This is a genomic window from Caulobacter sp. GW821-FHT10A10 (assembly GCF_059415745.1).
The window spans coordinates 397392-410182 of record NZ_JBWKNV010000002.1; the positions used below are offsets into that span (position 1 = coordinate 397392).

General features: G+C 69.4%; 9 protein-coding genes. 5 read left to right on the forward strand and 4 right to left on the reverse strand.

All coding sequences use genetic code 11. From position 1 onward, the window contains the following. Positions 1–26: 26 nt before the first annotated feature. Together AC07NS_RS06720 and AC07NS_RS06725 are read left to right on the forward strand one after the other, a co-directional pair. Positions 27–332, forward strand: coding sequence for a PadR family transcriptional regulator (locus tag AC07NS_RS06720; RefSeq protein ID WP_494602348.1), 306 nt, complete (start codon positions 27–29; stop codon positions 330–332). Continuing rightward, positions 332–949, forward strand: a complete 618-nt coding sequence (locus AC07NS_RS06725) for a hypothetical protein (protein ID WP_494602349.1) — start codon at positions 332–334, stop codon at positions 947–949. Before AC07NS_RS06720 ends, AC07NS_RS06725 begins: the two co-directional genes overlap by 1 nt. A 146-nt stretch (positions 950–1095) precedes the next feature. On the opposite strand, the gene AC07NS_RS06730 is transcribed toward AC07NS_RS06725, so the two are convergent. Then, complete coding sequence (locus AC07NS_RS06730) at positions 1096–4152, reverse strand: DUF4982 domain-containing protein (RefSeq protein ID WP_494602350.1); 3057 nt, start codon at positions 4150–4152, stop codon at positions 1096–1098. A gap of 355 nt (positions 4153–4507) precedes the next feature. Between AC07NS_RS06730 and hisS the strand changes: the two genes are divergently transcribed. The 3 genes from hisS to hisG are packed head-to-tail and all read left to right on the forward strand — an operon-like array spanning position 4508 to position 8098. Next, positions 4508–5995: a histidine--tRNA ligase gene (gene hisS, locus AC07NS_RS06735; protein WP_494602353.1), complete on the forward strand. Its 1488-nt coding sequence runs from the start codon at positions 4508–4510 to the stop codon at positions 5993–5995. Continuing rightward, the gene (locus AC07NS_RS06740) at positions 5952–7133 is read left to right on the forward strand and encodes an ATP phosphoribosyltransferase regulatory subunit (protein ID WP_494602355.1); all 1182 of its coding nucleotides are present in this window, start codon (positions 5952–5954) and stop codon (positions 7131–7133) included. Before hisS ends, AC07NS_RS06740 begins: the two co-directional genes overlap by 44 nt. Beyond that, entirely contained in the window at positions 7130–8098 is a 969-nt protein-coding gene (gene hisG / locus AC07NS_RS06745; RefSeq protein WP_494602357.1) for an ATP phosphoribosyltransferase, read from the forward strand. The genes AC07NS_RS06740 and hisG overlap by 4 nt, the downstream gene beginning before the upstream one ends. 550 nt (positions 8099–8648) lie before the next feature. On the opposite strand, the gene AC07NS_RS06750 is transcribed toward hisG, so the two are convergent. From AC07NS_RS06750 to AC07NS_RS06760, 3 genes are all read right to left on the reverse strand, one after another. Continuing rightward, the gene (locus AC07NS_RS06750) at positions 8649–10997 is read right to left on the reverse strand and encodes a glycoside hydrolase family 95 protein (RefSeq protein WP_494602358.1); all 2349 of its coding nucleotides are present in this window, start codon (positions 10995–10997) and stop codon (positions 8649–8651) included. Between the two features lie 117 nt (positions 10998–11114). Continuing rightward, positions 11115–11726 (reverse strand): GyrI-like domain-containing protein, encoded by a 612-nt coding sequence (locus AC07NS_RS06755; RefSeq protein WP_494602360.1) that lies wholly within the window; start codon positions 11724–11726, stop codon positions 11115–11117. A 15-nt stretch (positions 11727–11741) separates the two neighbouring features. After that, on the reverse strand, positions 11742–12689 hold the full coding sequence (locus AC07NS_RS06760) for a thioesterase family protein (RefSeq protein ID WP_494602361.1): 948 nt from the start codon (positions 12687–12689) through the stop codon (positions 11742–11744). Positions 12690–12791 lie beyond the last annotated feature (102 nt).

A 12791-nucleotide genomic window follows, 5' to 3' on the forward strand; every position in this document is an offset into this window, starting at 1 on the left:
AATCGATATATATCGAGTATGGGTGTATGGCATCGATACGCAAACCCTCAGCAGCGGCTCAGGCACTGCTCGCGGCATTCCTCGCCGCACCGGCGAACTGGCGTCACGGCTACGATCTGACCAAGGAGACAAGTGTAGGCGCGGGCACGCTCTACCCTCTCCTTGATCGCTGGGCGCGTCAGGGCTTGCTTGAAGCCGAGTGGCGCAATGCCGACGCGTCAGGACGCCCCGCGAGGCACGCCTATCGCCTGACGGCGGACGGGATCGTTTTTGCGCAGACCTGGGCAACGTCCCCCGCCGTAGTGGTAAATCTGAAGCCGAGCATGGCCTGATGCGCAAGCTCGCCAAGTGTCTAGTCACTCATGCGGCGGCGGTGATCGCCCCCCTACGACCGACGCAGGCCCGCGCGATGGTTGTCGAACTCGATCATATCGAAAGCGCGAGCGACGCTTTAGATTTCGCGCTGGGCTGCGTTGTCGCCGCCTATAGTCAACGGATGAGCGTTCTCGCCGTTCTGGCTTTCTCCGCTCGTTTGGCTACCGCACTCGCGGCGAGTCTGTTCGGGCTGCTGCACGTCGTTCAGCTGTGGTCCAATGTCGCCTTGAAAATGCGGCTGCTCGCGGATCCCGGTTTCACCGCCTGCGGAACGCGTTGCGAAAGCTGGGTACGCATTGTCGGCGACCTACCGCTCAGTCATTGGCTATGGCAGCAAGGCGTCATGGCTGCTTTTGGAGCGTTGCATCTCGTCGCCGCGGTGCTGCTGCTACGTGGCAGTATCGGGCGCCTCGCTTGGACGAGCATGATTGTCGCCGCGCTTGCGCTCGCCATGCCAGCGCTTGGAGGCGGCGGCATTACGTTCCCGGTGATTTACATTCTTCTGATCGCAATGATGTTGGCCATGGGGCACGGCCTGGCCAAGCTGGAACATTGGAGCTTTACGCGTCGCTAGATGGCTAGGACCTAGAGCGCGTTAGCGCGCAGAAGCGTCCCACAACCACCCCTAGCCGACATGGAATCTGTCCGCTTCTGGGTGGGTTGCCGGTGGCGGTAGATATCCCCGGTTCCTGGGCGGGAATGACGAGTGCAGGGGGGCTGTCACCGCTTCCGATAGATCTCCGCCTCGATGATCCCCAGGGCCCCGCCGGCCTTGACCTTCTCGGCGCCGGTGTCGAAGCCGGCCTTGGCGCCGGTGATCTCGACGATCTTGCCGAAGCCGTCGCGGTCGGCCGTGGCCCCGGTCAGGGCGATGCGCAGGCGCGACCCCTTCACCGGCTTGAGCGGCAGGGTGACGTAGCCGAGGCTCTTGGGCGCCTCGCCCTCATAGACCACCTGGCCGTCCATGGTGATGCGCAGCGGGTAGGAGCGCAGGCGCCAGCCGATCAGCTTCAGCACCACCTCGTCGGCGACCTGGGGCTTGCCGAGGTCGTACTCGATCCAGGCGTTCTCCAGCTTGCCGTCGCTGGCCCAGTGGGTGGTCTCGTCGTCGTCGGTGGTGGCGCCGGCGGTGTCGGCGTTGGAGCCGGCCAGGATCTTCGCCGGCCCCAGCGTGTCGCGGCGGACCTTGAACGCCGGCGTCGCCGGGGTCGGGCCGCGCGCCAGGCTGACGGGGAGGAGCGGGGCCTCGCTCGACGCGGCGACGGCGTCCAGCGTGATGGTCGCCGGCTTCAGCCCTTCGGCCGTGGCGGTCACCGTCACCTTGCCGGCCGCCAGGGTCGAGCGCAGGGCCACGCGGTTGACGCCGCCCTCGACCGGCAGGGTCCTGGCCAGGATGTAGTTGTCGTCCTTGCGGTTGGCGCCGGCGTATTGGGTCACCGCATCGACGCCCGCCGGGCCCTTGGTCACCGGCTCGCCCGAGGCCGAGACCGGCGTGTCGGTCGGCTTCGCGGCGCTCTTGGAATCGCCCTGGGCGATGCCGCCGCGCCATTCGGCTGGACCGGCCACGTCGAAGCTGACGGTGTCGAGCGCCGTCGGCACGCGGCGGCCTTCGGCGTCCACCGCTTCGACATCGACCAGCGCCACGTCGGCCGCGTCGGCCTTCCAGCCGCCGGGGCCGGTGCGCGGCGTCAGGCGCAGGGCGACGGCCGGGCCGGTCGTGACCCGTTCGTCGCGGGCGACCTCCTTGCCCTTGGCGTCGCGGGCGATGGCGACCAGGGTTCCGGGCGCATAGGCCAAGCCCTTGAAGGTGAAGAGGAAGCCGTCCGACTTCACGCCCTGGCCCAGCGACTTGCCGTTCAGCACCAGCTCGATGCTGTCGGCGCTCGACACCACCGTGACGTCCTTCACCACGCCGGCCGCATAGTTCCAGTGGCCGACGATGCGCGCGCGCGGCTGCTCGACATCGACCCAGCCGTCCCACATCACCTGGTGGGCGTAGAAGCCCTCCTTGGGGAGGCGCATGGCGTCCACCTCGCCGCTGCGGCGGTAGTTGTTGTCGCCGCGGAAGTGGGTGTTGCTGTCGGAGAAGATGATGTTGACCCCGCCCGAGCTGACCCGCTCGCCGCCGCCGGGGCGTTCGCGCCAGTAGTCGAACCAGCGGCGCACGGTCTCGGCGACCATGCTGTCCTGGTTGCGGTTGTAGTCGGGGCTGTCGGCGTGGAACGGCGCGGTGAAGGCGTCCTGGAATTTCCGGGCGGACTCGTCGCGGGAATATTCCATCGCCCACATCGGCTTGCCGGCGCTCTTGTTGATGTAGAGCATCTCGCCGCCGTACTCGGCGACCTTGCTGTCGAGCATCTCGCGCGAGCCGATGGCCCGGCCGCCGTGTGGGTCGTACTGGTCGCGCACCGCCTTCAGCTGCGCCATGTGGTCTTCGCTGATGTTCTCGTTGCCGCCCTCGTAGAAGACGATCGACGGGTTGTTGCGGAAGGCGATGATCGCATCGCGCATGGCCTCGACCCGCTGGTCCCAGCGGCGGCCGGTGACGTCGCTCTCGGCGTCGCCCGCCGGCATGGCCTGCAGCAGGCCGACGCGGTCCGACGACTCCACGTCCTGGCGGGCGGGGGCGATGTGCATCCAGCGCACCAGATTGCCGCCGCTCTCCACCATCAGGCCGTTGGAAAGGTCGCTGATCCAAGGCGGAATGTCGGTGCCCAGGGCAGGCCACTCGTTGCTGGTGCGCTGGGCGTAGCCGTGCACCTGGATGGCGCGGTCGTTGAGGAAGACGGTCCCGTTCCGAAACTCGGTCTTGCGGAAGCCGGTGCGGGTGAGGGCGCTGTCCATCACCTTGCCGTCCTCCACCAACTCGGTGGTCACCGCATAGAGATAGCCGTAGCCCCAGCTCCAGAAGTGCAGGTCGGAAAGGCGCTTACTGGCCGAGACCGTCTTGGTCTCGCCCGGGGCGATGGTCACGGCGGGGGCGGTGAACTGGCCGGCCGGCTTGCCGTCGGCGTCCTTCAGCGTGACCCGATAGGCGAAGGTGCGCGGCCTGGCGCCATCGTTCCTCACCTGGCTCTCGGCATGCACCGTCGCGGCGCGGCCCTTGATGTCGAAGCCGTCGGCCCAGACGTAGACGCCGGTCGTGCCCAGGCTGGAATAGAGCGGCAGGGTCTGGTGCAGGTCGCCGGTCAGGTGCAGGCGCACCGCGCGGTGGATGCCGCCGTAGTTCACATTGAAGTTGTTGTTGTTCCACTGGAAGCCGCTGCCGGTGGCGCGCTCCTTGTACTTCCAGTCGTTGTCGACCCGCACGGCGATGACGTTCACGAACGGGGCGGGCTTCAGCAGCTTGGTCGCATCGACGCCGAAGGCGGTGACGCCGTTCTCATGACCGCCGGCCAGCACGCCGTTGACATAGACGTCGCCGGCCTGACGCACGCCCTCGAAGTCGAGGATCGCCCGGCCGCCCACGGCTGGGCCCTTGTCGGCGGGCAGCACGAAGCGCTTGCGGTACCAGGTGATCCCGGTCGAGTGATCGTGGATGTCGCGGGCGAAGGCCTCGTCCTCGTTGAAGGCGCGGGGCAGGGTGACGGGCTTCCAGGCGGCGTCGTCGAACTCCAGCGCTGAGGCGCCCTGGACGTCGCCGGTCGTCATCCGCCAGCCGTCGTTGAACGGGGCGTCCAGGCGTTGGGCGAGGGCTTGCGCGGCCGTCAGGCTCAGCAGGCCGGCCAGGCCCAGATGGGTCAGAAGGTGCGTTGAACGGTTCCGGGTGCGCCGCATGAACCTCTCCCAAGCTACTTGTTATTGGTCAGGCCAATTTATCGTTGGACGCAGATGTGGCTTGACCGCTGTCCTTGTGTCAAGTCGATCTCACAATTGTGGACTGCATCCCGCATTGTGAGAAATGCCGACCAAGTCGATGCGCGCTGGTCACCGCCGCGAGCCTGCGCTATACGCCGCCGCGATGACCCGCACGCCGCACCACCATGGCTGCCACCACCATCCGACCTCGCCTCGCGGGATCGGCCGGGTCCGCACGCTCTAAACCAGCGAACCCAGCCAGAGCCCCGCCTAGCGGATGGGGCTTGAGCTAAGCGCCATCCGTCGAAGCCTAGAAGATCTCTAAGGACCGACGATGACCGACGCTTCCGACGACGCCAAGACCCAAGACTTCCGCCCCGAGGCCCGCAGCCCCCGCGGCTTCGCCGACAAGCGCGCCCGCGACCTGCGCGCCGAGAAGTCGATCCTCGAGGCCGTCTCGGCCGTCTATGAGCGCTACGGCTTCGAGGCGCTCGACACCGGGGCCTTCGAATATGCTGACGCGCTGGGCAAGTTCCTGCCCGACAGCGACCGCCCGAACGAAGGCGTCTTCGCCCTGCAGGACGACGACGATCAGTGGATGGCGCTGCGCTACGACCTGACCGCGCCGCTGGCCCGCTTCGCCGCCCAGAACTGGGAAACCCTGCCCAAGCCCTTCCGCCGCTACGCTTTCGGTCCGGTGTGGCGCAACGAGAAGCCCGGCCCGGGCCGCTTCCGCCAGTTCATCCAGTGCGACGCCGACACCGTCGGTTCGGCCCGTCCGGAGGCCGACGCCGAGATCATCGCCATGGCCGTCGAGGGCCTGGAAGCCGCCGGCCTGCCGCGCGGCGCGGCGGTGCTGAAGATCAACAACCGCAAGCTCCTCAACGGTCTGCTGACCGGGGCCGGCGCGACCAGCGAGGGCCAAAAGCTGGCCGTGCTGCGCGCGGTCGACAAGCTGGACCGCCTGGGCGTCGAGGGCGTGCGGCTGCTGCTGGGCGAAGGGCGCTTGGACGACAGCGGCGACTTCACCAAGGGCGCGGGTCTGGCCGGCAAGGCCATCGATTCCGTGCTCGACTTCGTCCAGGCCGGTGTCGGCGGCCGTTCGGCCACGCTGAACAACATCGCCAAGGTCGTCGCCGGCTCGGCCGAGGGCGACGAGGGCCTGGAAGAGCTGGCCAAGATCGACGCGGCCCTGACCAGCCTGGGCGTCGCCGACGACCAGGCGATCATCGACCCGTCGATCGTGCGCGGCCTGGAATACTATACCGGCGCGGTGTTCGAGGCCGAGCTGCTGCTCAGCACCACCGACGAGAAGGGCAACAAGGTCACCTTCGGCTCGATCGGCGGCGGTGGTCGCTATGACGACCTGGTGGCTCGCTTCACCGGCCAGCCGGTGCCGGCCACGGGCTTCTCGTTCGGCGTCTCGCGCCTGGCGGCGGCCCTGCGGGCGGCCGGCCGTGAGCCGGCCTCGGCGGCGCGCGGTCCCGTCGTGATCATCAATTTCGACCAGGCCCACATGGGCGAATATTTCGCCGTCGCCGGCCAGCTGCGCGCGGCGGGGATCCCGGCCGAGGTCTATCTCGGGACCTCGGGCATGCGTCCGCAGATGAAGTACGCCGACCGCCGCCTGTCGCCGGCCGCCATCATGCTGGGCGGCGACGAGATCGCCGCCGGCACGGTGACGATCAAGGACCTGGACCTGGGCCGCGAACTGGCCTCGGGCGTCGCCGACAACGCCGCCTGGAAGGCCGAGCGGCCCGGCCAGCAGACCATTCCGCGTGGCGACCTCGTCGCCGCCGTCAAGAAGATCATCGGGGGCTGATCCGTTGAGGCTAGAGCGTTCCATCCCGGCGGAGGCGCTCGACGCCATCCGCGCTCCGTTCCTGTCGGCCGGGGCCGTCCCGACCGACGCCCCGGTGTTGCAGCCTCTGGGTCTGCTGCTGGACCTGGCCGGCGAGGCCATGCGCTCGCGGCTGTTCGTCGTCTCCGGCGACGGCGGCGACGAGGCCTGCCTGCGTCCGGACTTCACCGTCGCCGTCGCCCGCCAGCACCTGGCTTCCGGCGTCCAGGCGGGCCGCTACCTCTATGAAGGCAAGGCCTTCCGCGTCGCCCCGCGCGGCAGCGACCGGGCCGAGGAATTCCTGCAGATCGGCGTCGAGGCCTTCGAGGCCGCCGACCCGGTGGCCGCCGACGCCGAGATCGCCGCCCTGGCCTGGGCCGGCGCCGCGGCCGGCGGTCGCGACGACTTGACCCTGCTGCTGGGCGACGTCGGTTTGTTCGCCGCCTTCGTCGACAGCCTCGATTTGACCCCGCCGCTCGGCGCGCGGCTGAAGCGCACCTTCTCGCGCCCGCGCCAGCTGAAGGCCGAGCTCGAGGGCGAGGCCGCGCCCGCAGCGTCCAGCGAACGCAGCCGCATCGCCGCCCTGCTGGCGGGCCTGCCGGAAGCCGAGGCCGCCGCCGTCTTGCAGGAGCTGTGGTCTCTGGCCGGCATCGAGCCGGTCGGCGGTCGCCGTCCCGCCGAGATCGCCCATCGCCTGGTCGAGAAGGCCGAGGTGGTGAAGGCCGGCCGCCTGTCGCCGGCGGAAGCCGACAAGGTTCGCGCTTTCCTGGCCGTCGGCGACGCGCCGGACGCCGCGCTGGACGCCATCCAGGCCCTTGCCGGTCCCAACCGCGCGCCGCTCGACGCGGCCATCGAGGGCTGGCGCAAGCGCCTGGCCGGCATGGTCGCCGGCGGCGTGCCCGCCGAGCGGATCCGGCTGAACGCCGCCTTCGGGCGCGCCTTCGGCTATTACGACGGCTACCTGTTCGAGGTGCGCAGCGCTGTCTTGGGCGAGGAACGCCCGGTCGCCGCCGGCGGCCGCTACGACGGTCTCCCCGCAAGGCTCGGAGCCGAGACGAAAACCGGGGCTGTCGGCTGCATGGTGCGCCCGGCCCGCGCCTATGCCGGAGGCGGAGAATGACCACCGACACCCCGATGATCTTCGCCATCCCCTCCAAGGGCCGCCTGAAGGAACAGGTCGAGGCCTGGCTGGCCGAATGCGGCTTCCGCGTCGAGATGACCGGCGGCGCGCGCGGCTATTCGGCCGAACTGTCGGGCCTGCCCGGCGTGTCGGTGCGCCTCTTGTCAGCGGGCGACATCGCCGTCGGCCTCGACAGCGGCGACCTGCACCTGGGCGTCACCGGCGAGGATCTGCTGCGCGAGCGCGGCGACGACATGGACAGCCGGGTGATGCTGCTGCGCGCCCTGGGCTTTGGCCGCGCCGACCTGGTGGTGACCGCGCCCAAGAGCTGGCTCGACGTCGACACCATGGCCGACATCGACGAGGTCGGGCACCTGCACTTGGCCAAGACCGGCCGCCGCCTGCGGGTGGCCACCAAATACGTCACCCAGACGCGGGCTTTCTTCGCCCGCCACGGCGTCGCCGACTATCGCATCGTCGAGAGCAGCGGCGCGACCGAGGGGGCTCCGGCCGCCGGCGCGGCCGAGCTGGTGGTCGACATCACCACCACCGGCGCCACCCTCGCCGCCAACGGCCTGAAGGTGCTGTCCGACGGCGTCATCCTCAAGAGCCAGGCCCAACTGACCGCCTCGCTGGTCACGCCGTGGACGGAAGGCCAGCTCGACAGCCTGGCTCGCCTGCTGTCGGTGGTCGAGGCCAAGGGCCGGGCCCGCACCCTCGCCACCCTGGTCTGGCCGGCCGAACAGGACGTCGCCGGACAGGCCGCCGTCGCCCCGTTCGTCGAGGCCGGCGGTTCGCGCCGGGCCAATGGCGCCCTGCTGGCGACCGGCGACCTGTTCGCCGCCGCCGCGGCGCTCGCGGCGGCTGGCGTCGAGCCGGTAACCGTGTCGCGTCCCGACTACGTGTTCGAATCCCGCTCGGCGGTGCTGGAGGCGCTCAAGCGTCGCCTGGCGGTTGATATTTGACTAGTATGTCAAAAATTACCGAACCAAACGGTGATTAGTTTGACTTGAGCGTCCAAACTACGGGTCTGATGTCAAAAAAACGTCGAAACCCTTGTGGAATCTAGATCGTTGCCGTTGACACGATCTCGGTTTTGCCGTTTTCTGACTGGGCAAGAGAGAAACGGGTCCACAGAGAACCCCCTCTCTTCGGCGTTTCGGGGAGGAAACGCCCGCCTAGATCGAATGATCGAGAAATAGCCAGGCCCGCCGCGATTATCCCCCGCGGCGGGCCTTGGTGTATCTGGGCCTTGGTTTTAATTTTCGACAAAAGAGTCAAAAACGGCAAACAAGCGTTTTAGCTTGAGCGTTAAGAATTCTTGCACCCGAAATCCCATCGATCGTCATCCCGGCCGGAGGCGCGCAGCGCCGCAGAGCCGGGACCCAGGGGCCGCCGCAGGACGGCGCCGCTGCGAAGGGCGATCCAGCCGCTGCGCCCAGTCTCCTGGGTCCCGGCTCTACGCTGCGCTTCGGCCGGGATGACGAGTGAGGAGGATCGTGGTCGGCTGGCGGATCAAACCCGCGCCAGCCGCCCGCCCTTCAGCCCCAGCGTCGCGACCTCGTCGGCCCGCAGCGACAGCTCCAACGTCTCCCCGCCCAGCTTGACCACGTGCTTGCCGGCCTTCACCGCCGTCAGCCGGGCGCTCTCCAGCCGTCCCTCGCGCCAGCGCACGTCGACGCCGATCGCGCCGCGCGCCTTCAGCCCCGTCATGTGCCCGGTCGGCCAGGCCGAGGGCAGGGCGGGCAGCAGGTGGATCGCGCCGTTGCGGCTTTGCAGGACCATCTCGGTCATGCCCGAGGTCCCGCCGAAATTGCCGTCGATCTGGAACGGCGGGTGGGCGTCGAACATATTGGGATAGGTGCGCTCGGGGCTGAGCAGCAGCTTGAGAATCCCGTGGGCGTGGTCGCCTTGGCCCAGCCGCGCCCACAGATTTAGCCGCCAGGCGATGGCCCAGCCGGTTGAAAGATCGCCGCGCGTCTCCAGCGTCTTCTTGCAGGCGGCCGCCAGTTCGGGCGTGGTGTCGAGGCTGATCTGGTCGGAGGGGAACAGGCCGTACAGGTGCGAGACGTGGCGGTGGTGGATGTCCTTGGCGTCGGCGTCCCAGTCCTCCTGCCACTCCTGCAGTTGGCCGTCCTTGCCGATCTTGTAGGGCGCCAGGCGGTCGCGGGCGGCGGCGAACTCGGCGGCCTGCGCCGCGTCAACGCCCAGGATCCTGGCCGCGTCGATGCAGGCGTTGAACAGGTCGCGGACGATCGCCTGGTCCATGGTCGGCCCGGCCACGATCGACGAGCCGTGGCCATGGTCGTTCTCCGGCGATATCGACGGGCTGGTGACCAGCTTTCCGCTCTTGGGATCGACCACCAGGGCGTCGACGAAGAACAGCGCCGCGCCCTTCATGGTCGGATAGACGCGGGCCAGATAGGCCGCATCACGGCCGTAGTCGTAATGGTCCCACAGATGCTTGCAGAGCCAGGCGCCGCCGGTGGGCCAGACGCCGAACTTGGCGCCGTCGATCGGGGCGGTCGCCCGCCAGAGGTCGGTGTTGTGGTGGGCCACCCAGCCGCGCGCGCCGTACATGCCCTTGGCCGTGCGGGCGCCGGTGATCGCCATCTCCTGCACCATCGCCACGAGGGGCGCGACGCACTCTGATAGACCCGTCGGCTCGGCCGGCCAGTAGTTCATCTCGGTGTTGATGTTGATCGTATATTTGCCGCCCCAGGGCGGGCTCATCTTGTCGTTCCAGATCCCCTGCAGGTTGGCCGGCTGGCCGCCGGGCCGTGAGCAGGCGATCAGCAGGTAGCGGCCGTACTGGTAATAGAGCGCCGCCAGGGCCGGATCGTCCGTGGTCGGCGAGGCCTTGATGCGCTCGTCGGTCGGCCGGGCGGCGGCGGCCGTGGTCCCGAAATCGACCGAGACGGCGCGGAACAGCCGGCGGTGGTCGGCGCGGTGGTCGGCCAGCAGCGCCGCCCACGGCTTGCGGGCCGCCTTGGCCAGCACCGACTTGTTGGTCGCCACGGGATCGCCCGAGACGTCGTCGAAGCGGCGATAGCTGGTGGCGGCGGCGACCAGCAGCAGCACCTCGTCGGCGCCGCGCACCGACACGGCCTTGTCGCCCGCCGAGACCTTGCCGCCCCGCGTGATCACCTTGACCCGGCAATCGACCTTCAGCGCGCCCTGGATGCCGAAGTGCGTGCCGTTGCGGCCCGACAGCACCAGGGTGTCGCCACCCTCGACCGTAACGGCGGGCTTCAGCGGGCTGTCGAAGGCCAGATCCAGCGCGATCGCCCCGCGCCTGTCGGCGGTCAGGCGGATGGCGATCACCCGGTCGGGCGCGCTGGCGATCACCTCGCGGCCGTAGGCGACGCCGTCGTGGGCGAAGCGGGTGCGGGCGGTGGCGGCGTCCAGATCCAGGTCACGCAGATAGGCCTCGGCGGTCTCCGGCAGACCGGGGAAGGTGAGCACCAGGTCGCCCAGGGTGTTATAGGGCTGCTGTCGCAGGGGCGTGGCCATGAACTTGGCGTTGGCCAGATCGGTGGCCGCGGCGTAGTCGCCGGCCTCGATCAGGCGGCGGATTTCGGGCAGGGCGCCGGCCGCCTCGGGATTGACCGGGTCGTAGGGGCCGCCCCCCCACAGGGTGTTCTCATTGAGCTGGATGCGCTCGCGGGCCACGCCGCCGAACACCATGCCGCCCAGGCGCCCGGACCCGACCGGCAGGGCCTCGACCCATTCCTTGGCCGGCTGGCGGTACCAGAGCTTCAGATCGCCGGCCGGGGTGGGCGGCAGGGGCGCGGCCAGGGCCTCGCCGGCCAGGATCGCGGTCGCGGTGCCGCCCAGCAGGGCGTGGCGTCGGTTGAGCTGCATCAGGGCGTGGTCCCTTCCCAAGGCGCGCGCCTTATGTCCGGCGCTTCGTGGGCATCAACTCATGTGAGCGCTAACATTGCAAGATGACACCGGGGGACATTTTTGCTGACCGCGCTGTCAGATCCGCCGCACGGGTTGCCGCAGAAGGGTGCGGAGCTTCTCGGGAGCGACCTTGCGCGGGTCGCTCAGATAGACCTCGTGGTGCCTGCCGGCGAAGGCGTAGCCGCCGGCGGGCATGATTTCGTCGTGCAGCCTGGCCAGCAGCGGGCCCTCGTCGTCATAGGACCCGACGTGCAGGGCCTGGAGGCAGGGGCCCTCCTCCAGGCGCTCGAGCCGCAGGCTTTCCGAGACGGCGCCGAGCTTCTGGCCCGCCTTGGCGCGGGCCGCCTGGAAAGTCGCCTCGTCCACGTGATCGGGGACCATGATCATCATCGTCCAGTCCCACTCGTGCTTGCGGCGAGCGGTGAAGCTTTCGGGATCGGGCGCCGACCACAGGCCCTCCAGGGGCGGCACGACAAAGTCGCGGCCGTCGGCCTTGCGGGCGAACTTGATCGTGTAGGCGGTCGCATAGAGGCTTTCGACGGCGAGCCGGTAGGCCGGGACGGCGTTCGGATCGCCGTGGCCGTCGACCATCAGGTAGGAGACCGGCGGCGCCTCGATCGTCTCGAAGCGGCCGAGGGGCGCGGTGAACAGCGCCTTGCGGGTCTTCTTCAGATCCAGCTTTTCCATGGATCAATCGGGGCGCTAGAGCCCCAGCCCTTCCACCGCCTCGTCCTTCAGCCGCTCGGCCGCCTTCGCCGAGATCGCCACCGCCTTGCGGGCGTCTAGGTCGAAGGTGATGGCGCTGACGGTCGAGGTGGCCCAGGCCTCGCCGGTGGCGGGATCGAGCAGCCAGTGGGCGCAGCGCAGGACGCGGCCGTCGGCGCCCATCAGCCCCGAACGCACCTCCAGCCGGTCGCCCAGGCGCGGCCAGGCGAGATAGGCGATCCGATATTCCAGCACCGCCCCGCCGACCCGGCCAGGCGCGGCCTCCGCCGCCTCGGCGACGATGTCGCGCAAGGGGGCGATGAAGGCGCCGATGCCGTCGGAGACCCGGCCGATGAACTGCTCGGCCCGCATCCGTCCGAAGGCGTCGACCTCGCCCGTCGTCAGGGCCCCGAGGCTGATGCGGGTCAGGCCCAGGTCGTCGGCGCGGGCCAGGCTGGCCTGCGAGACGGCCGGCGACAGGTCGACGCTGCGGGCCCGGGCGCGCTCGGGAACCTCGACCGCCAGGGCCTTGGCCCGTTCACGAACGATCGACGGCCAGGGGAAGGCCTCGCCCTCGCGTGGGGTGACGTGGGCCACCGTGGTCTGGAAGGTCGCCGCCAGCTCGCCGGTGGCCGAATGGACCAGCAGCTGCAAGAGTTTCGCCTCGGTCTCGCCGATCTCGATCACCCCGCCCAGCATGTGTAGCGGCGCGCCGGCGTGGGCTTCCTTGAGGAAGCGGATGTGGTGCTCGCGGACCACCAGGGTGGCGTTGGCGTGCGGGGCGAAGGCGTGCGGCAGGCCCATCTCGGCCGCCAGCCCCGCGAGACCCTCCATCGCCCGGACGACGTAGAAGCGCACGTTCATGTGCCCCATCTCGTCGCAGTCCCAGGTGTTGACCCCGCCGCGCCAGATCTCGACGCCGGGGAGGGTCTCAGCGGTGGTCATGCGGGCGTCCGTGATTTGGGCTTTGGGGGATCAAACCTGATCCGCAGGAGGTGCGCCACCCCACAAGCGCTCACCCCCGCGAAGGCGGGGGCCCAAGCCGAG

What these genes read in the sequence shown, in the direction of transcription:
- AC07NS_RS06720 (WP_494602348.1), top strand. Translation starts at nt 27, where the DNA reads ATGGCATCGATACGCAAACCCTCAGCAGCGGCTCAGGCACTGCTCGCG.
- AC07NS_RS06725 (WP_494602349.1), top strand. Translation starts at nt 332, where the DNA reads ATGCGCAAGCTCGCCAAGTGTCTAGTCACTCATGCGGCGGCGGTGATC.
- AC07NS_RS06730 (WP_494602350.1), bottom strand. Translation starts at nt 4,152, where the DNA reads ATGCGGCGCACCCGGAACCGTTCAACGCACCTTCTGACCCATCTGGGC.
- hisS (WP_494602353.1), top strand. Translation starts at nt 4,508, where the DNA reads ATGACCGACGCTTCCGACGACGCCAAGACCCAAGACTTCCGCCCCGAG.
- hisG (WP_494602357.1), top strand. Translation starts at nt 7,130, where the DNA reads ATGACCACCGACACCCCGATGATCTTCGCCATCCCCTCCAAGGGCCGC.
- AC07NS_RS06750 (WP_494602358.1), bottom strand. Translation starts at nt 10,997, where the DNA reads ATGCAGCTCAACCGACGCCACGCCCTGCTGGGCGGCACCGCGACCGCG.
- AC07NS_RS06755 (WP_494602360.1), bottom strand. Translation starts at nt 11,726, where the DNA reads ATGGAAAAGCTGGATCTGAAGAAGACCCGCAAGGCGCTGTTCACCGCG.
- AC07NS_RS06760 (WP_494602361.1), bottom strand. Translation starts at nt 12,689, where the DNA reads ATGACCACCGCTGAGACCCTCCCCGGCGTCGAGATCTGGCGCGGCGGG.